This is a genomic window from Desulfocurvus thunnarius, from assembly GCF_055390965.1.
In genome coordinates this window covers 1,466,935-1,487,163 of the sequence record NZ_AP042411.1, presented here as the reverse complement: position 1 = coordinate 1,487,163, position 20,229 = coordinate 1,466,935, and the positions used below count along the sequence as shown (strand labels likewise).

Here is a 20,229-nt window from a genome sequence, read left to right as displayed (position 1 = left end):
TCAGCGCATCGAGGAGAGGAGACATGAAACGAAGCCCATTGAAAAAGATAGCACTTCTGGCCCTGGGCGCGATCTGCTGCGCCTTGCCCGTCCAGGCCGGGGACGAGGCGCAGCAGCCCCCCTGCCAGCTCGAACCCGTGGTGGTCAGCGCCCAGAAGCGCACCGAGGACGCCCAGGACGTTCCCATGAGCATGACCGTGCTGGAGGATACGGACATCGAGGACATGGGCATCCAGGACACGACCGGCCTGGCCGAGCATGTGCCGGGCCTGGAGTTCAACGATTTCGGCAGCCGCAGGCACGGCCTCATGTTCCTGCGCGGCATCAAGAGCATCCCCACGGGCGAGCCCTCCACGGGCTATTTCGTGGACGGGGTGAGTTATTCCAAGTCCTACATGTTCAATTTCCCGCTTTTCGACGTGCAGCACGTCGAGGTGCTCCGGGGGCCCCAGGGCACGCTGTACGGGCGCAACACCCTGGGCGGGGTCATCAACGTCGCTACCCGCCAGCCCGGAAACACCCCCGCGGCCGGTCTGGAGGCGGAGTACGGCTCCTACGACCTGGGCACCCTGCGCGGCAGCGTCTCCGGCCCCATCGTCGAGGACACGCTCTATCTGGGGCTTTACGGCCTGAGCTCGGTGCGCGACGGGTTCATGGAAAACGACGTGGACGCCGACGGCGAGGACGGACGCCACCAGGACGGCAAGGCCGGGCGCATGCGCCTGCGCTACACGCCCACCGGGGACCTGGACGTGAACCTGACCCTGGACGGCCAGCGCCACGACGACGGGGCTTACTCGGCCAGGCGTACCGCGCGCAATGCCCTGGTCAAGGCCGGGACTTTTGCCGCCGACGAGGCGGGTCATTATTCCCACGACTTCGAGGGCTCGCAGGACAACGACTGCTTCGGCGCAGCCCTGGACACCGAATATTCGGCCCCCTGGGGCACCCTGCGCTCCATCACCGGATTCCGCGACTACGACAGCGACGAGCGCATCGACGCGGACTTCAGCCCCCTGGACACCATGCGCAAGCGCTACCGGCAGACGGATCAGGACCTGTCCCAGGAGTTCCGCCTGGCGTCGCCCGAGGGGAACGGCCCCGTGTCCTGGCTGGCCGGAACCTATCTTTTCCACCTGCACAGCCGCACCGACATCTCCAACCTTTTCGGCGCGAATTCGGCGGCCCCGGGCCGGGTGGTGCGCTTCGACACCCACCGGACCAACAAGGGCGGCGCCCTGTTCGGGCAACTGGCCTATGCGCTTTTAGAAAACCTGGATCTGACCGTGGGCCTGCGCGGGGAATACGAGCAGGCGGGCACGGTCTCGGAGCAGTTCAACACTCCCGCAGGCGGCGCCACGACCAGGGTGGACCAGGTCGACCAGGCCCAGGACTTCAACGCCCTGCTGCCCAAGTTCGCCCTCTCCTGGGACATGGACGAGGACCACACCCTTTACACCACGGCGGCCCGGGCCCACCGCAGCGGCGGCTGCAACGACGCATCGGCCCCGGCGGGCAGCGAGGCCTTCGACGAGGAATACAGTTGGCAATACGAGGTCGGGCTGAAGTCCTTCCTGCTCGACAAGCGCCTGATGCTCAACACGGCGGCCTTCTACACCACCATCGAGGACGAACAGCTCCCGCTGTTCGACGCCGCGACCATGCAGTCCTACACGGCCAACGCGGGCCGCTCCCACCGCCAGGGGCTGGAGGCGGAGGCCCGGTTCAAGGTGACCGGCGAGCTGGAACTGAGCGCCAGCTACGCCTGGATCCAGGCCGAATTCGACTCCTACAGCGACGCCGTGACCGGCGTGGACTACGCGGGCAACAGGGTCTTTTGCGTGCCCGAGCACTCCTACAGCCTCGGAGCCGAATACCGCCGCCCCCTGTGGTCCGGCTGGCGGTTGTTCGGCCGCATGGATCTGAACGGCACGGGTGCGCGCTTCTTCGACGACGCCAACGAGGTCGAGGCCGGGGCGTACGAACTGGTCAACCTGCGCGTGGGCCTGGAGGGCGAGGATTTGGACGTGTATTTCTGGATCAGGAACGCCCTGGACAAGGAATACGTGCTCTTCGAGAACACCAGCGCCGGCATCGCCGAGGACGGCCCCCCCCGGACCCTGGGCGTGTCCATTCGGTATCGCTTCTAGCCAGGCGAAGAACCGACCGAAACAGTAAACAGCCCGGCCGGGCAATCTCCCGGAGTCGTCCATGACACCTCCCGCCCCCGCATCCTCCGCCCCCGGCAACACGGCCCTGAAGCTGACCCTGTTGGCCAGCATGTACCTCTGCCAGGCCATTCCCCTGGGGTACGTCTTCGGCAGCCTGCCCGTGATCATGCGCCAGCAGCACATGAGCCTGAAAAGCATCGGCTTGCTCTTCGTGCTGCACCTGCCCTGGGCGCTCAAATTCCTGCACGCCTCCTGGGTGGACCGCACCTGGCTCCCGGCCCTGGGCAGGAGGCGGACCTGGATATTCCCCCTGCAATGGCTGGGCGCCTGCCTGCTCCTGCTGGCGGGGGGCTTCCCCCCGGAGACGCGCTTCCCCGCCATGTTCGCCACCCTGTTGGGTCTGAACGTGGTCATGGCCACCAACGATATCGCGGTGGACGGCTACGCCACGGACATGCTGGCCCCCCATGAGCGGGCCTGGGGCAACACCGTGCAGGCTTCGGCCCGGTACGTGGGCATGATGCTCGGCGGCGGGCTGATGCTGTTCCTGCATTCCACCATGGGGTGGGCCTTTCTCTGCCGGACGCTGGCGGCTGCGGTTCTCGTCCTGAGCCTGCCCGTGGTCCTGCACCGCGAGATCGCGCCGCGCCGGTCCGGGCAGGGGACGGACATCACCCGGGGCGGCGCCCTGGCCTTCCTGCGCCAGGGCGAGGTGCTGCGCCTGCTTGTGGTCCTCGTGGCGCCCACGGCCTTCGCCTTTTCCTGTTTCCAGATGCGCCCGCCCCTGCTGGTGGACCTGGGCCTGGACTCCAGGACCATGGGTGAACTGCTCATGCGCTATGCCTATCCTGCGGGGCTCGCGGGCACGGTGGCCAGCGGCTGGCTGCTGCATCGCCTGGGGCCGCGCGTGTTTTTGCGGGCCTTCGGCGCGGTCGTCGTGGCCGCGGCGCTGTACGCCGCCGCCTGCGCCCGCGCCGGGCGCATCGAGCCGCTGCACGCGGCCCTGCTCCTCGGGCTGGACAACATGCTCATGGGCGGGGTGACGGTCTGGGGCTATACCCTGATGATGCATGCCTGTGCCGGGACCCATTCCGGCACGGGCTTCGCCGTGCTCAGCAGCCTGTTCATCCTCGTGCCCCTGGCCCTGGCCCCGGCCTGCGGCGCCCTGGGGGACGCGCTGGGCCTCGGCACGCTGTACATAGGTTTTGCAGTGCTTTGCCTGGCCGGTCTTGCGGCTGCCGAGTCGGTCCTGCGCAGGGGCCCCGCGGCCGCCCTCCCTGTACCGCCCCCGCCCCGGAAAGCGGAGGCCTGGCGGCCCTGACCGGCTCCGGGTTCTCCCCGCAAGGGGGCGCTTGTCCTTTTGGTTTGACATTACGGTTTAGGTGCTTTACCAAAATGGCGGGCCGATTTTTTTGGGGCGCATAGTTTAGTTGCTTAACCATATGGATGGAAAACGATGTCGAAGAAACAGTATGTTCTGTGGGGCATCCTCGGCGCGGTACCGCTTGTTCTGGCTCTGGCCTTCGGCCTGCCCGGACCCGACGGCAAGGCCGGCGACAGGGTGGTGGTGGCGCGGCCGATTCCCACGGCTCCGGCCAGGCCGTTGGTCGAGGACCAGGCCAGGTCCTTCCCGGGCAAGGTCCGCGCGGCCAGGCGGGTGGACCTCGCCTTTCCCGTGACCGGCGTCCTGGCACGGCTCGACGCCCAGGAGGGCGACCGCGTGCGCAAGGGCGACCTGCTGGCCCGCCTGGACCGGCGGGACTTCGGGCACCAGGTGGACGCGGCCAGGGCCAAATGCGACCTCGCCGGGCGCAGGCTGGAGCGGATGCGCGACCTGCTGGCCGGGGCGGCGGTCACGGAGGACGACTTCGAGGAGGCCTCCACCGCTTACGAGGTCGCCCTGGCCGATCTGCGCATCAAGGAAAAGGCCTTGGCCGACACCGTTCTCGAAGCTCCTTTCGACGGCGTCGTCGTGAGCAGGGGGGTGGAGAACTACGAGCACGTCAACGCTCAGCAGACCGTCATGTCCCTGCAGGACACGTCCCTGGTGGAGGTGGTCATTCAGATTCCCGAACGCCTCTTCGCCCATGGCGGGCCCAAGGGGCTGAAGAATCCCCGGGTCCGTTTCGATGCCGACGAAACGCATTGGTTCGACGCCGCCGTCCGCGAGTACAACGCCGAGTCCGACAAGGTGACCCGTTCCTACGATGTGGTGGTGGTCCTGCGGCCGCCAGGCGGCATCCAGATCTACCCGGGCATGACCGCCACGGTGGAAGCCCGCGTGGGCACGGAATCCTCCGCCGGTCCGGGCGGTCCGGCGGTGCTCGTCCCTGTGGAGGCCGTATGGCGCGGCCCCGGGGACAGGGCCTTCGTCTGGTGCATCGACCCCGACGGCGGCTCTCCGCGCAGGGTACAGGTGCGGATCGAATCGCTGCACGGGGGCGAGGCCGTCGTGCGCGGAGCGGTCGAGCCGGGCGTCCTTCTGGCCGTGGCGGGCCTGCACGCCCTGAGCGAGGGCATCAAGGCCCGCCCCATGAAGCGCGGCAAGGACGGGCTGGACGGATGAATCCGGCAGACTACGCGATCCGCAACAAGGTTGTGACCTGCTTCCTGCTGCTCATGGTGGCGGTCGGGGGTGCCCTGGCCTACGGCAAGCTGGGGCGGCTGGAGGACCCCGAGTTCACCATCAAGCAGGCCGTGATCCAGACCGCCTATCCCGGGGCCGACGCCGAGCAGGTGGAACTGGAGGTCACGAAACCTCTGGAAACGGCCATCCAGCAACTCAAACAACTCAAGGAGGTCCGCTCCATTTCCCGCGCCGGGCTGTCCATCGTGTTCGCCGAGATTCAGGAACGCTACGACAAACACGGGCTGCCCCAGGTCTGGGACGAGCTGCGCAGAAAGGTGGAGCAGGCCGAGCGGGGGCTTCCTCCCGGTTGCGGGCGCCCCGCGGTCAACGACGACTTCGGCGACGTGTACGGCCTGGTCTTTGCGCTGACCGGAGAGGGGTACCCGCTGCACGACCTGGGCGAAATCGCCGAGGATCTGCGCCGCGAGCTCCTGCTCTGCCGGGACGTGGGCCGCATCGACTTCTGGGGGCTGCCCACCGAGGCCGTCTACGTGGAGATGGACCGCGCCAAGCTCGTGCAGTTGGGCATCGCTCCCACGGCGGTCATTCAGGCCATCAGCCACCAGAACGCGATCACGGAATCGGGCAAGGTCGAGGTCGGGCCGGAGGACATACGTCTACGGGTGACAGGCGATTACGGCGACGTGGACAAACTGGCCGAAGCCCTCATCCGGGTGGGTGCGGACGGGCGCATGATCCGCCTGGGCGACGTTGCCGTCGTCGCCCGGGAGCTCGTCGAGCCTCAGGGCGAGATCATGCTCTGGAACGGTCGCCCGGCCGTGGGCATGGGCATATCCACCATATCGGGGGGCGATGTCATCGCCATGGGCGAGGCCGTCGACCAGCGGCTCAGGTCGCTGGAGGCGCGGATCCCCCTAGGCGTGGAAGCCCATTTCATTGCCAACCAGTCCCGGACCGTGCGCGAGGCCGTGCAGGGTTTCGTCTTCAATCTCGTCGCGGCCGTGGCCATCGTGGTGGCGCTGCTCATGGTCTTCATGGGGCTCCGGGAAGGGCTGATCATCGGCGCGGTGCTGCTGTTGACCATCCTGGCCACGTTCATTTGCATGTACGCCATGGGCATCTCCCTGCAGCGCATTTCCCTCGGCGCCCTGGTCATCGCCCTCGGCATGCTGGTGGACAACGCCATCGTGGTGGCCGAGGGCATCGCCATGAAAACCCGCCGGGGCATGGCGCCGGACCATGCCGCCCGGGCCACCGTCCAGGAATCCCAGTGGCCGCTCCTCGGGGCCACGGGCATCGCCATCCTGGCTTTCGCGGCCATCACCCTGTCGAAGGACATGACCGGCGAATGGCTGAAGAGTCTGTTCCAGGTCATCTGCCTTTCCCTGGGCCTGAGCTGGGTCCTGGCCATCGTCGTGACGCCGTTTTTCTGCGTGGCCTTCGCCCCCCGGGAACACCGGCACCGGGCCAGCCGCCGCGGCGCGGCCTTCTTCGCCTGGTACAGGCGCTTCGCCGCGGCATGCATCGACCGCCGCTGGGTCACCCTGTCCGCGGTGGCGGCCATGCTCATGGCCGCCATGTGGGGAGGGCGGTTCGTCAAGCAGGACTTCATGCCGGACATGAATCGCCCGCAGATCACCGTGGATGTCTGGATGCCCGAAGGCACCAGCATCGACGAAACCGCCGGGGAGGTGAACGCTATCGGCGCCTACGTCCGTTCCCTGGAAGGCGTGCGCGACGTGGCCGCTTTCGTGGGGCGGGGGCCGTTGCGCTTCCTGCTGACATTCGAGCCGGAAATGCCCGCCGCCTGCTACGGCCAGCTTCTGGTGGACCTGGACGACTTCACCCGCATCCCCGGCCTGCGCACGAAACTGACCGGCTACCTGGAGGAGCGCCACAGCCGGGCCGTGACCAGCGTGGACGCCTTCAAGCTCGGCCCGGGAGGCGGGGCCGTGGTTGCCCGGCTCAGCGGGCCGGACGCCGACGTGCTCTACGCCCTGGGCGAACGGGTCAAGGCGGTGATGGCGGCCGACGACAACACGCGCAGCATACGCACGGACTGGGGCCGGAAGGTCAAGATCCAGTGCGTCGAGTTCGCCGAGGCGCGGGCCCGCGAAATCGGCGTCACGCGCCCGGAGCTGGCCCAGGCCCTTGCCGCGAATTTTCCGGGCATCAGCGCGGGTACGTATCGCCAGGGCGACGACCTGTTGCCGATCATGTTGCGGCCTCCCCATGCGCAGCGGCACGGCATCGAAAACGTCGCGGACGTGCATGTCTGGAGCGAGGCGCGCCAGCATTGGGTGCCCATGGGCCAGGTCACCTCCGGGCTGGACGTGGGATGGGAGATTCCCGTGGTCCAGAGACTCAACCGCCTGCGGGTGCTGCGCGTGTTCTGCAAGCAGCGCACGGGCACCACCGACGCGCTCTTCCGCCGCCTGCGCCCGTCCGTCGAGGCCCTGGAACTTCCGCAGGGCTATACCCTCGAATGGGGCGGGGAGCACGAGGAGCAGGTGGAGGCGAACACGAAGCTCATGGCCAACGTGCCCATAGCCTTCGCCCTGATGCTTCTCATCAGCATCATGCTCTTCAATACGCTGCGGCATACGCTGATCATTTTCCTCGGCCTGCCGCTGACCATAATCGGTGTGACAGGGGCCATGCTTCTGGCCGGAACGCCTTTCGGCTTCATGGCCATGCTCGGATTCCTGAGCCTCTCAGGAATGCTTATAAAAAATGAAATCGTGCTTCTGGACCAGATCAACATCGAATTGGCCGAGGGCAAGCCGCCGCATCTGGCGGTGCTGGATTCGGCGGTCGACAGGGTCCGCCCCGTGAGCATGGCCGCCTTCACCACGGTCCTGGGCATGACGCCCCTGCTGTGGGACGCCTTCTTCGCCCCCATGGCCGTGACGATCATGGGCGGCCTGACCTTTGCCACGGCGCTGACCCTGGTGGTGGTTCCCGTGCTCTATTGCGTCTTCTTCAACGTCAAACGGCCAGGACGGCTGACCGGCCGCATCTCGGCGGACGGGCGGCCATGAAACAGCGCGAATCGCGGGCGGGGGAGACGAAGCGGAAGGAAAAGGGAACCAGGGAGCGCGTCCTGGGTGCGGCCCTGGACGTGTTCGCCGAGAAGGGGTTCCGGCAGGGAACCGTGCGGGAGATATGCTCCCGCGCCGGGGTCAATTCCGCGGCGGTGAACTACCACTTCCAAAGCAAGGAGGGCCTGTACCGGTTCATGATCGAGGACTGGCACCGGGGAAACAGGGCCCGTTTTCCCCTGGACGGCGGCTCGCCGGGCGGGGGCGCATCGGCGCGCCGGGGGCTCATGGCATTCTACGTGGCGGCCCTGAAACGGTTCTTTTGGGGCGGCGGACGGCTGGAGACGGCGTACAAACGAGCCAGGGTGATGGCGTGGGGGATGGTCTCGCCCCCGCCGTGCGGCCCGGGGCTCGACCCGCCGGAAATCAAGGAGCTGGAAAGCCGCGCCAGGTGCATTGCCGCCGACCTGCTGGGCCCGGCGCCCCTCTGGGCGGCGCTGGCCTGTGCGGACAGTTGCCTCGGCCAGTTGTTCGCGTCTTTCCTGAGCTCCGTCCGGGATCAAAAAACGTTTCAGGCGTTTCGCGACCCGGCCCTGCTCGAACAGACCGCCGCGCACATGGCGGCCTTCGCCCTGGCCGGGATCAGGGGCGCCGGGCCGACGGCCGGAAGCGTGAACGAGCCAGTGTCGTCCCGGGAGGTGGGCAAGCATCCTCCTGCGCCGGGCTCCGATGGGTGCGGCAACGCCGCGCCGTTGCCCGGCGCGCGTGGCCAAGGGGAAGCGGGGGTGACGGCTTCGCGGTGAAAAACCGCCACGGCCCCAGCCGTTCGCCGGGTGCAGGCGGGGGGCGCATCCGCGCTTCCGCCGCGACACTTCGAGCGGCTCCGGGGGGCCCGGGGCGCTTGCCCGGTGACCGGCCGGGTCGGCCGGGATTCCCGTGCCGACAACGCGCCGGGCCGCATTTCCCGGTTACCGGCCGGCCGGGCCGGGCGTCGTAGTCATATGGTGCCCTCGGCTGCCGCCCCGCGTGGGGACTCTCTCGGGTCGTTCGGGGCCATCCTCGCCCTGGCCTGGCCCCAGGTGCTGACCATGGCCGCCCAGTTCCTGGTCGCGGCCACGGACGTGGTCGTCGCCGGGCATATCGGGCCGGAGGTCCAGGCCTGCCTGGGGCTCGTTTCCGTGTCCGTCTTCTTTTTCCTCGTGGCCGGCACGGCCATGGCCAGCGGGGCCGTGGCGGTCCTGTCCCAGTCCCTGGGGGCCGGGCGGCGGCGCCGGGTCGGGCGCTACGTCGGGCTCCTGCTCCTGCTGGCCGTGGGCTGCGGGGGGCTGTCCGCCTTGGCCTTCGGGCTGTTTCGGGGCGCCTTGCTGGCCGTGCTCCAGGTGCCGGAAGCCGCCGTGCCCGTGGCCGGGCGCTTTCTGGGCGTCTATCTGTACGCCCTGCCGTTCTACTATCTGCTCCTGGTCAGCAACGCGATCTTCCAGAGCTTCCGCCGGGTCCGGGTTCCGCTGTGGTCCATGGCTCTCGTCGCGGCGGCCAACGCCGTGCTCGACTGCGGGTTGGGCCTGGGGCTGTGGGGCCTGCCGCGCTGGGGTGCCCAGGGCCTGGCCTGGGCCAGTGTCGTCTCGGTGGGCGCGGGCGCGGCGCTGAACCTGTGGCACCTGTGGCGCAGGGGTCTGCTGCGGCGGGCCGCACTGCCTCCATGGGCCTGGATGCGCCGGGCCTGGCAGCCGCTGGCGCGCTATGCCTGGCCTGCGGGCATGGCCCAGATTCTCTGGCAGGGCAGCCATCTGGTCCTGTTCACCATCCTGGCCGCCCTGCCCGGGGATGGCGTGACCGCGCTGGCCGCCTTTGCCGCCGGGATGCGCATCGAGGCCCTGCTGTTCCTGCCCGCCTACGCCCTGAGCCTGACCGCCTCCATCCTGGTCGGCCGCGCCCTGGGGGCCGGGCGGCCCGCCCTGGCCCTGGCCGTGGCCCGGCGCATCCTGGGGTTGGGCTGCGCGGTGCTCGGCCTGGGGGCGCTGCTGGTCTGGGCCCTGCGCGGGCCCATTCTGGCCCTGGCCACGCCCGACCCCGCCGTGCGCGCCGCCGCCGGGGTCTACCTGGGCTACGCCCTGTGGGCCGTTCCGTTCGCCGTGGCGGCGAACATTCTCGGCGGGGTGATGACCGGCGCGGGCGCCACGCGCTATGCCATGGCCGCCCAGGGGCTGGCCGGGTGGCTGGTCAAGCTGCCCCTGGCCTGGCTGCTGGGCCACACGGTTCACGCGGGCGCTCCGGGCGTGTGGGCCGCGCTGCTCGGGGCCCACGGCTGCCATTTTCTGCTGCTGCTCTTCGCCCTGCTGCGGCTGGACTGGCGCGGCCACGCCCTGCGGCCCGCCGCCCGGCGGGCGGGAGGCGGGGTTCCCTGTCCGGGCGCATGCCCTGCCCCGCATCCTGATTCCCGCCCGGACGCATCTCCTGCCTCCCTCCCGGGTTCCCGCCCGGGCTCATGAAAAAGCGCCGCCACGTCGGGTTTGACTTTTTTTCCGGATGCCTCTATTCGAGATTGAAAATCATTTTCATATTTACGCACTCTGATTCTGCCGACGGCCGCCGTGAGCGAAAAAAGCGAACAACACCCCGAGGCGCTTTGCCTGGATTGCAGCGCCTCCATCGAGGAACTGTACCTGGGGCAGTACAAGCCCCTGGTGCGCTACGTGCGCACGCAGTTCCGCTCCGCCCCGGACCAGGCCGAGGAGATCGCCCAGCATGCCTTCGAGAACATCGCCGCCCGGGGCAACCTCGGGACCATCGGTAATCTCAAGGCCTTCTTGTGGCGCACGGTGCGCAACCTGGCCATCTCCGATCTGCGCGGCAGCCGCGTGGCCGCGCGGCACCAGGCCGAGGTCGCCCGGGTGCAGGGCGGGGAGGAGGGTTACGCCCTGACCCCCGAACGCGTCTTGGAAGCAAGGGAGCAGATGGATATCGTCCAGAGCGTGTTGCGCGCCATGCCGGAGCAGCGGCGCCGGGCCTTCATCCTGACGCGGGTGGAGGGATTGAGCCACGGCGATGCGGCCCGGCGGCTGGGCATCTCGCGGCCCGCCGTGAGCAAGCACGTGGCCCGGGCCATGGACGACCTCTATGCCGCGTTGCATACCTGACCGCGATATGGGATGAAACAGCCGTGCCCCGGACAACCGACCCCCTCATGAAGACCGCCTTCCTGTGGCGCGCCACCATGGCCGACGCCGAGGTCGCTCCTGCGGACAGGGAGCGCTTCGAGGCTTGGCTGCGGGCCGACGCGGCCCATGCCCGGGCCTACGAGCGGGCCCGGCGCTTCTGGGACGAGATGGGCGACCTGGACCCCGCCGCCCTGGATCCGGCCTTCTTCAAACCTTCCCCAGGCGAGCGGCTGCGCCGGGCCCCGGCCCCGCGCGGCGGCCTCGGCGCGCGGCGTCTGGCGCCTCTGGCCGGGGGGCTGGCGGCGGCGTGCCTGGTGCTGCTGCTGGCCGTGCAGCTCATTCCCGGTGTCGGCCCCGCCGGGCCCGAAACCTACACCGCCGCCGTGGGCCGGACGCGCGGCGTGGACCTCGCCGACGGCAGCCGCATCACCCTCGGCGCGGACACCTCGGTGGAGGTCCGCTTCACCCCGGAGCTGCGTCTGGTGCGCATGGGCCCCGGCGAGGCCTATTTCGAGGTCGCCAGGGACGCGGACCGGCCTTTCGAGGTCGTCGGCGGCGGAACGCGCATCGTCGTCCACGGCACGGCCTTCAACGTCCGGCGCAGCGCGCGGGAGACCCAGGTCGCCGTGCGCGAGGGCGTGGTCAGCGTGCACGTGGACGAGGCGCCGCAGGCGGCGGCTCCGGTCGGGGCACCCGCCGCCCAGGCGGCCCCGGCCGCGACCCTGGCCGCCGGGGAGCGGCTCACCGTCCGCGCGGACGGCGACGCGACCCGCGACGCGAGCCTTCAGCCCGAAGCCGTGGGCGCCTGGCGCGAAAACCTGCTGGTCTACATCGACGCCCCCCTGGCCGAGATCGCCGCCGACATCAACCGCTACCGGCACCGCAAGGTCAGGATCGCCGAGCAGGACGTGGCCGAACTGCGGGTCACGGCGACCTTCGACAGCGGCGACATCGACGGCCTGCTTCAGACGCTGACCGAAGTCTTCCCCGTGCGGCTGGACGCCACGGCGCAGGAGATCGTCCTGCGCCGCGTGCGGTAGCCGTTTTTCACTTTTTTCCCTTCTTTTTTCCTCGTCCGGGTTGCCGCCCGGTTGCGCCGCGCGTCTTGTTCGTAAGGTCCGCCATGTGGCGGCACCGCGAATCCATGTCGAGGAGGACACACACGTGGAGAGTTTGAGCAGGATGACGACCCGATACACAACGCGGACGGCGGCCCTTGCCATGGCCTTCGTCCTGACGGCGGCCCTGGCCCTGGCCCAGGAGGGCGGCAAACCCGTGCGCATCGACCTGCCCGCGCAGCCCCTTGAGGAATCCCTGACCATGGCGGGGCAGACCTTCGGCCTGACCGTGGTCGCCCCCGGGGAACTGCTGCGCGACAGGATGGCCCCCGCCGTTTCCGGCGAACTGACGGCCGACGAGGCCGTGCGCATGCTTCTGGAAGGCTCCGGCCTTGAGGCCGGTTATTCGTCCAACGGCTCGCTGGTGGTGCGCGAAAAGGGCGCCGACGGGGCCGACGACACCCGGGGCGGCCTGCAACTCGAACCCATGGTCATCACGGGCGAGCGCACCGCGCGCACGCTGTACGAGACGGCGGCCTCGGCCACGGCCTTCACCGGCGAGGACATCGACAACTCCCCGGGCTTCCGCGAGGTGGACGACATCCTGCAATTCATCCCCAACGTGGACCTGGGCGGCAACAGCAACGAGGGCCCGACCATCCGCGGCGTCAAGGCCGGCGGTCCGCTTTCGGGCGTCTATGCCTTCTTCGGCGGGTCGCGTCCGCGCGCGACCATCACCGTGGACGGGCGGCCTGTGAGTTACGACGAGTTCATCTTCGGTGCCACGTCCATCTGGGACGTAGAGCGGGTGGAAGTCTTCCGCGGCCCGCAGACCACCTCCCAGGGCGTGAACTCCATTGCGGGCGCCATCCACGTGGTCACCGCCGACCCGACCTTCGAGCCCCACGGCAAGGTCCAGGCCGAAGTCGGCGACTACCGGGCGGGCCGTTTTTCGGCCTCGGTGTCCGGCCCGGTGGTGGGCGACGAGCTGGCCATCCTGCTCTCCACCGACCTGCGCCGTCGCGACAGCTTCATCGACATCCAGCCCACCCAGGACTACGGCCCGGACCCCAACACCATCCTGAGCGAAGTCCTGCGCGGCAAGTTGCTGTGGGAGCCGACGAGCGCCCCTGAATTGAAAATGAAACTCACCCTCAGCAGCACCAAGAACGAAGGGCCCCAGGCGGAATACGTCAGGGAGCCTTACGAGGACCTCAAGGCCATTTCCGTGAACATGCCCTCGCGGCGGCTCGTGACCAACACGGGCACCCACGACGTGAGCTACGCCTTCTCCGACAACCTGGAGCTGTCCAACCGCCTGTCGTACTCGAACATGGACAGCGTGCGCTATGTGGACGTGGACCGCAACGGCCGGGCGGAGATCGACCGCGACGACCTGGTCAACGAAACCACCCTGCACTGGAAAAGCCCGGAGAACGGCCTGTCCGGCCTGCTGGCGACTTTCTACCAGCACACCGCCAGCGATGAGTTCCTGAATTACGTCCTGAGCGGCGTGGGCACCTTCGACGACGAACAGGACAGCCTGGGCCTGTACACGGAGATGACCTACGACATCACCGACCGCCTCGACCTGACCGTGGGCCTGCGCTACCAGAGCGACAGCCAGGAGCGCCGGGGCACCACGACGGGCGGCACGCTCTACAACGTGGACCTCGACTTCGACAAGACCTACGAGGCCTGGCTGCCCAAGTTCGTCCTGGGCTACGACGTGACCGACGACTTCCGCGTCGGCGGCCTGGTGTCGCGCGGCTTCAACCCCGGCGGCGTCACGCTGATCTGGACCTCGGGCGTCACCAACCGCTTCGACGAGGAAACCGTCTGGAACTACGAGCTGTTCACCCGCTCCAAGCTCCTGGACAACCGCCTGCTGCTGAACACCAACCTGTTCTACGCCAAGTATTCCGACTACCAGATGAACTATCTGGCCGGCATGATGGGCACCACCGAGGTCTACGGCATCGCCAACGCCGACGACGCCGAGAGCTACGGCCTGGAGGTCAGCGCCGAATACCTGGTCACCGAGGCTCTGCACGTGACCGCCGGGCTCGGCCTGCTGCACACCGAGATCAAGAAGTTCGAGGACGCGGGCGGCATCGACGCCGAAGGCGCGGCGTTCATGCGTTCCCCGGATCTGACCCTCTCCCTGGGCGCCGACTACGAGATCATGCAGGGCCTGAAGATCGGCGGCCGCGCGCGCTACGTCGGCGAATACAAGAGCGAGGACACCAACGACGGCATCTCCGCAGGCGACTACACGGTGTTCGACCTCCAGAGCAGCTACGAGTTCGACGGCTTCACCGTGTACGCCTTCGTCAACAACGTGTTCGACGAGGGCTACAGGATCAGCGAGCTGGCCTCCGGCCGGGCCATCATCGGCAATCCGCGCGAATTCGGCGTGGGCATCAAGTACGCGTTCTAGGGCCGGGCGGACGCATGCGACAAACAAGCAACAACGCGCGTGCGTCGCGGGCCGGATGGTCCGCGGCGCGCGTCGCCACCATCGTCCACAGGGCCGCCGGTCTGTGGTTCCTGATGCTGCTGACCGTGGTCATGGTCACCGGCACCCTGGCCGTGTACGGCCCGGAACTGGACCGGCTGGTATTCCCCGCCCTGCGCGCGGCGCCTCCGGGCCCGCAGGCCGTGCGGGTCAACCCCGGCGCGCTGTACGACTCCCTGCTGCGCGCCTATCCCGGCATGGGCATCACCCACATCGAGACCGCCGTGCACGAGCCCGGCGCGGCGGCCACGACCCATGTCGTCCTGCCGGGCGGCGCCAAGCGCACCGTGGCCCTGGACCCGTATACCGGGCAGGTTCTGGGCGAGGTGCCCGAGGTGACCGTGCGCTTCGTGCTTTCGCGGGCCCACGCCGTCCTGTTCCAGGGGTTGTTCGGGTTCTACGTGGTCAACTTCTCCGGCGTGCTGCTGCTGCTGGCGACCATCTCGGGCCTGATCGCCTACCGGAAGTTCTGGCGCGGGTTCTTCAGGCTGCCCCGGCTGCGGGGCGGGGCGCGCGTCGTGCTCGGCGGGCTGCACCGTTTCATCGGCCTGTGGACCCTGGCCTTCCTGCTCATCATCGGGCTGACGGGAACCTGGTACTTCTACAACTTCCCCCTGGCCCAGTTCGACCTGGTGCCCGACGTGGTGGACAGCCAGCCCGTGCCGCCCAGGCTCTCCGAGGCCGACCTCGACGCCCTGGGCCCGCAGACGCCCCGGCGCGCCAGCGGCGTGGCGGTGGTCGACGCGGTACGCGCGGCCTATCCGGACATGACCATCCTCGGGATCATGCCGCCGCTGAACCTGAACATGCCCTTCGTGATCTACGGCGACCGGGGCGAATACCTCCAGGGCCGCACCCCCAACGCCGTGTACGTGCACCCGTTCACGGCGGAGATCATGGGCGCGGACCTGGCGGCGGATGCGCCGGTGACGCGCTTTCTCTTCGAGGCCATGAGCCAGTTGCACCACGGCGAGCTGGTGCCGCACTCCTGGGGCTCTTTCCCCAAGGCGGTCATGAAGTTCCTGTGGTTCCTGTGTGGCACGGGGGCCAGTTTCCTGGTCGTGTCCGGCCTGCTCATCCACCTGCGCCGCCTGCGCGCCGCCGCGCCCTCCGGGGTCGGGCGGCGAATCTGGAACTGGGTCAAGCCCTGGGGCGGACCCATGGGCGTCTTCAAGTACGTCAACGTCCTGATCGTGGTGGCCCTGCTGGCGGGCATGGCGCGCTTTGGGGCCGCCGGGGGCCGCCCGGGGACGGCGGCTGGCCCGGCGCCCGTGGAGCTTGCCGCGCGGCTCGTAGGCGATTTCGAGGTCGCGCCGCTGGTCATGGCCGCGCCCCGCAGGACCGGCGCCTCCGGCGCCCCGGCGGGCACGGCCCTGCAACCCGGGGCGCGGGTCATGGTCTTCCCGCGCATCGCCGACGGGCGCTTCGACGAGGCCCGGGCCATCCTGGTGGGCGTCGGCGGTGCGCCGGGCTCCCGGGCCCGGGGCGTGCAGGCCAAGGGAATGGCCGACACGGCCTTCGCCCCCCTGGCCCTGCCCAAGGACCTGGCCGGGGCCGAACTGTGGGTCGAAATCCGAACCTGGGACGGCACCGTCCAACGGGCGCACTGGCCCCTGAATGCGCCGGATGCCGCCCCCGGTCCCGCCGCCACCGTCAACCCCATGGAGGACGCATCATGAGGACGAGCATCATCGCCCTGGCGCTGCTGACGCTGCTGTGGGCCGCCCCGGCCCGGGCGCACAGCCTCTTCTTTTCCCTGGTCGAGGACGGGGAAAATACCATCGAACTGGCGGGAGCCTTCTCCGACGGCACCCTGGCCATGGGCATTCCGGTGAAGATTTACGGCAAGGAAGGTGGCGCACTGCTCTGGCAGGGCCGCACGGACGAGTTCGGCCTGTGCCTGTTCGAGCGCCCCGGCGAGCCCTACGAGGTGGAGCTGGACGCCGGACCGGGGCACCGGGTCCGGGAGGACGGCATCTAGCCCTCGCCCTGTCCGGGCGCGCGCTTCGCACCGTGGCCGCGCCAAGCTTCGGAGCCCCCGGGGCTCTGGAAGATCGCAAGAGCTTCCAGGGCCCCGGGGGCTTCCTGTTTGCCTGGCGGCCCGTTCCGCCGGGGTTTGCCCCTGCCCGGGGTCCGGAAGGGGGCCCCGCTGGTGGTGGCGCCGGAATGCACGACTTCAGGTGCGCCGTGAACCGTCTGCGTCTTTTTGGTTTGCGCGAAAGCGGCGCGCCGCGAGAGGGTGAAGCCCACCGTTGCGGCGCGCAACGCGCACTTCAGAAAGGCGTGGGCGTGATATTTGAAGACTGTTTGAATAGGAAATATGCATTGTGGAAAAGAAAATTTTATTCGGTTTTGTCTATATAACAAATTCACTTGGTCCATGTCGGCGCCGCCTTGGAGCAGAAAACACTATAGCGCTCAATGGCTTTTATAACTATTTTCCTGTTTCAGTCGCCTTGCCGCTTCGCAGCACATGAACCATCGTTCGCAACGAAAAGGAATCTATTCCAAGTGATTTTTTATCGTTCATGAAATAAAGATGGTAAATAGGCAGCGAATTTTAATTTGTCTGCTTTTTAATGCGGTTTCATATTGTGGCTATAAGTATTTCATTTGCTCTTGTTTATCATACTAGAATGATAAACATAATGGCTATATATAGGGATTGCTGACCGATTTTTTGGTCCAGCGACTTTGTCTTTTGTATGCAGTATGCCTCAAAATATCCGGTTTGGTCGGTCTATCTGATTTGCCGTATACGGAACTGTGTGTCGCTTAATGGGGGCGATGGTTTTTTCCCTTTTTGCGGGAGCTTTTAGGAAACCGCTTGGTTTCTATGCGCTGCGAGGTGCGAATCTGTGTACTGCCTATGAATAATTATAAAAGGATTAAAAAGTAGGTTTAAGTTTTGCACAGCGTGCATCTCGTCGTGCTGTCATGATGCGATATAGACTTCAAGCTGTTGATAACAGAGTTAACATGGGTCTCTGCGCATGCTATCCGGATAATGCGGCAATAATAGGTCGGCATGCTATTGTTGGCGTACAGTGGTCAGATTCCGTTGATGATTGCTTTTGCGCCTTCCCCTGCATGGGGAGCATGGATTGTCGCGGCTGATTCGATTGCAGCATCGTACGCAATGCGCGTGTGCAGGATTCTGAAGCCTGTTGATATGGTGATGCATGTGAACGCCGTGTCTTTTCCATGGTCGCAGCGCACACAGGAATGGCCTTCTCCTGCTGCGCCGTTTGCGGGCCGCTGACGGCAACGCGATTGCGGAAAGGCATATCTCTGGTGGCTTCAAAAAGTCGCCACATGAGCGAAACAGGCCACAGCGCAAGGGGACGGCAACCCCATGGCCGGACAGACAGCGTTTTGCGGCGTTGTCGCACGGGATGCCTTCGCGAAAAACACCCTCGAAGCCAATGGAGGCGCGTTCATGCAGTGGTTCATCAAAATGCGGGTCATGAGCAAGTTGTTGTTATCGTTTGGTATTGTCTTGCTGATCATGGTCGGGTTGGGCTGGTTCTCCACGTTCCAGCTTGCCGAGGTCAACGACAAATCCACGGAGATTTCCGGCAACTGGCTCCCCAGCACGCGCATAACCTCTCAGCTCAACACGCTCAGTTCGGATTTCCGCATCGTGGAATTCGAGCACATCCTGTCCATCGACACCGTGGCCATGGCCGATTGCGAACAGCGCATGGATGCACTCCTCGCCGAGATGCAAAGCCAGCGCGAGGCCTACGAGAAGTTGATCAGCTCCGACGAGGAGCGGCGGGCCTACCAGGTGTTCGATCAGAGCTGGCAGAAATACATGAAGGAGCACGAGCGTCTTCTGGGCCTGTCGCGCGAGAACAGGACCGAGGAGGCCACCGACCTGATCCGCAGCGATTCGCGCCAGGAGTTCGACACGGCCAGCGCCGCGCTGCTTCATCTCGTGACCATGAACAACGAGGGGGCCGACCGGGCCAGCTCCGAAGGCGACGCCATCTATGACGCGGCGCGGATGATCATCATCGTCTGCAACGTCGTGGCAGTGGTTCTCGGCGCGCTGCTGGCCTTCCTGGTGGCCCGGGTCATCACCCGCCAACTGGGCACCGAGCCCATGATCATCGCCGACATCGCCGGAAAGATCGCCGAGGGCGACCTGACCATGCAGTTCCGTGACGACATCCGCTACATCGGCGTCTACGCCGACATCAAGCGTATGAGCGAACAATTGCGCGACGTTGTGGCCGAGGTCCAGTCGGCGGCGGAAAACGTGGCCTCGGGCAGCGAGGAGCTGTCGGCTTCGTCCGAGAGCCTCTCCCAGGGCGCAACGGAGCAGGCCGCCAGCGTGGAGGAGATCTCCTCGTCCATGGAGCAGATGGCCGCGAACATTCGCCAGAACGCCGAAAACGCCAAGCAGACCCAGATGATCGCCGTCCAGGCCGCCCGTGACGCCCAGGAGGGCGGGCAGGCCGTGTCCCAGGCGGTGAACGCCATGAAGCACATTGCCGAGAAGATTTCCATCATCGAGGAAATCGCGCGGCAGACCAACCTGCTGGCGCTCAACGCCGCCATCGAGGCCGCCCGCGCCGGCGAGCACGGCAAGGGCTTCGCCGTGGTGGCCGCCGAGGTGCGCAAGCTGGCCGAACGCAGCGGCACCGCCGCCGCCGAGATCAGCGAACTGTCCGGCTCCAGCGTCGAGATCGCCGAGAACGCGGGCGTCATGCTGACCAAGATGGTGCCCGACATCCAGAAGACCGCCGACCTGATCCAGGAGATCGCCGCCGCCAGCAACGAGCAGAACGCGGGGGCCGACCAGATCAGCAAGGCCGTGCTGCAACTGGACCAGGTGGTGCAGCAGAACGCCTCGGCCTCGGAGGAGATGGCCTCCACGTCCGAGGAACTGTCCAGCCAGGCCGAGCAACTCATGTCCACCATGGGCTTCTTCCGCATCAACGACACGGCGGGCGCGGGAACCTTGCGCGCCAAGGCGGGCAAGGCCGCCCGGGCCAAGGTCATCGCCGTGACCCACCCGGCGCACCCGACCCCGGCCCGGCCCAAGGCGCTGCCCAAGGCGGGTGGCGTGAATCTGGACATGGCCGCGCACGACGACAGCGATGACGCCTTCGAGCGTTTCTAAACGGGAGGCATCATGGCTGACATTCTCCAGGCGGAACTGGACCAGCACCTGACGTTCACCCTGGGCGACGAACTGTTCGCCCTGGGCATTTCGTCGGTGCGCGAAATCCTGGACGACAAGAACATCACGCGCATCCCGCGCACCCCCGAGTTCATGCGCGGGGTCATCAACCTGCGCGGCCACGCCGTGCCCGTGGTGGACCTGCGCCTCAAGTTCGGCATGAGCAAGACGCAACTCGGCGTGAACACCTGCATCATCATCACCGAGGTCAAAAGCGGCGGGGAAATCGTGGAACTGGGCGCCCTGGCCGATTCGGTGCAGGAGGTGGTGGATCTCGCCCCGGACCAGATCGGGCCGCCCCCGCGCATGGGTGCGGTGGTGGACGTGGCTTTCATCAAGGGCATCGCCCACCTGGGCGAGCAGTTCCTCATCGTGCTCGATGTGGACCGCGTCTTCTCCTCGACGGACCTCGCCGACGTGGTCGCCGTGGGGGTGGAGGCTCCGCCGGTCGCTCAGGCCGGAGCGGTCCGGGCCCACGCCTAGGCTGCGTCGCGTTCCGCAA

13 protein-coding genes are annotated in these 20,229 nt (G+C 67.3%); all 13 read left to right on the top strand.

All coding sequences use genetic code 11. From position 1 onward, the window contains the following. Positions 1-23: 23 nt before the first annotated feature. The 13 genes from ACZ5KV_RS06380 to ACZ5KV_RS06320 all read left to right on the top strand — a co-directional run bounded on the left by ACZ5KV_RS06380 (position 24) and on the right by ACZ5KV_RS06320 (position 20,210). Positions 24-2,150, top strand: coding sequence for a TonB-dependent receptor (locus ACZ5KV_RS06380; RefSeq protein WP_464241510.1), 2,127 nt, complete (start codon positions 24-26; stop codon positions 2,148-2,150). 61 nt (positions 2,151-2,211) lie between these two features. Continuing rightward, positions 2,212-3,492 carry an MFS transporter gene (locus ACZ5KV_RS06375; RefSeq protein ID WP_464241509.1) on the top strand — a complete coding sequence of 427 codons (1,281 nt, stop codon included), beginning with the start codon at positions 2,212-2,214 and terminating at the stop codon, positions 3,490-3,492. A gap of 135 nt (positions 3,493-3,627) precedes the next feature. Then, on the top strand, positions 3,628-4,737 hold the full coding sequence (locus ACZ5KV_RS06370) for an efflux RND transporter periplasmic adaptor subunit (protein WP_464241508.1): 1,110 nt from the start codon (positions 3,628-3,630) through the stop codon (positions 4,735-4,737). Next, on the top strand, positions 4,734-7,802 hold the full coding sequence (locus ACZ5KV_RS06365) for an efflux RND transporter permease subunit (RefSeq protein ID WP_464241507.1): 3,069 nt from the start codon (positions 4,734-4,736) through the stop codon (positions 7,800-7,802). The genes ACZ5KV_RS06370 and ACZ5KV_RS06365 overlap by 4 nt, the downstream gene beginning before the upstream one ends. Then, positions 7,799-8,605, top strand: a complete 807-nt coding sequence (locus tag ACZ5KV_RS06360) for a TetR/AcrR family transcriptional regulator (protein ID WP_464241506.1) — start codon at positions 7,799-7,801, stop codon at positions 8,603-8,605. The genes ACZ5KV_RS06365 and ACZ5KV_RS06360 overlap by 4 nt, the downstream gene beginning before the upstream one ends. A gap of 198 nt (positions 8,606-8,803) precedes the next feature. Next, entirely contained in the window at positions 8,804-10,291 is a 1,488-nt protein-coding gene (locus tag ACZ5KV_RS06355) for an MATE family efflux transporter (protein WP_464241505.1), read from the top strand. Positions 10,292-10,393: 102 nt separating this feature from the next. After that, complete coding sequence (locus ACZ5KV_RS06350; protein WP_464241504.1) at positions 10,394-10,939, top strand: RNA polymerase sigma factor; 546 nt, start codon at positions 10,394-10,396, stop codon at positions 10,937-10,939. Between the two features lie 23 nt (positions 10,940-10,962). Further along, positions 10,963-12,000, top strand: a complete 1,038-nt coding sequence (locus tag ACZ5KV_RS06345) for a FecR family protein (protein WP_464241503.1) — start codon at positions 10,963-10,965, stop codon at positions 11,998-12,000. 142 nt (positions 12,001-12,142) lie between these two features. Continuing rightward, positions 12,143-14,458 carry a TonB-dependent receptor gene (locus tag ACZ5KV_RS06340; RefSeq protein ID WP_464241502.1) on the top strand — a complete coding sequence of 772 codons (2,316 nt, stop codon included), beginning with the start codon at positions 12,143-12,145 and terminating at the stop codon, positions 14,456-14,458. Positions 14,459-14,472: 14 nt separating this feature from the next. Next, entirely contained in the window at positions 14,473-16,215 is a 1,743-nt protein-coding gene (locus ACZ5KV_RS06335; RefSeq protein ID WP_464241501.1) for a PepSY-associated TM helix domain-containing protein, read from the top strand. Beyond that, on the top strand, positions 16,212-16,517 hold the full coding sequence (locus tag ACZ5KV_RS06330) for a hypothetical protein (RefSeq protein ID WP_464241500.1): 306 nt from the start codon (positions 16,212-16,214) through the stop codon (positions 16,515-16,517). Before ACZ5KV_RS06335 ends, ACZ5KV_RS06330 begins: the two co-directional genes overlap by 4 nt. Positions 16,518-17,975: 1,458 nt before the next feature. Further along, positions 17,976-19,667, top strand: coding sequence for a methyl-accepting chemotaxis protein (locus ACZ5KV_RS06325; protein ID WP_464241499.1), 1,692 nt, complete (start codon positions 17,976-17,978; stop codon positions 19,665-19,667). 12 nt (positions 19,668-19,679) lie between these two features. Next, entirely contained in the window at positions 19,680-20,210 is a 531-nt protein-coding gene (locus ACZ5KV_RS06320; RefSeq protein WP_464241498.1) for a chemotaxis protein CheW, read from the top strand. Positions 20,211-20,229: the final 19 nt, after the last annotated feature.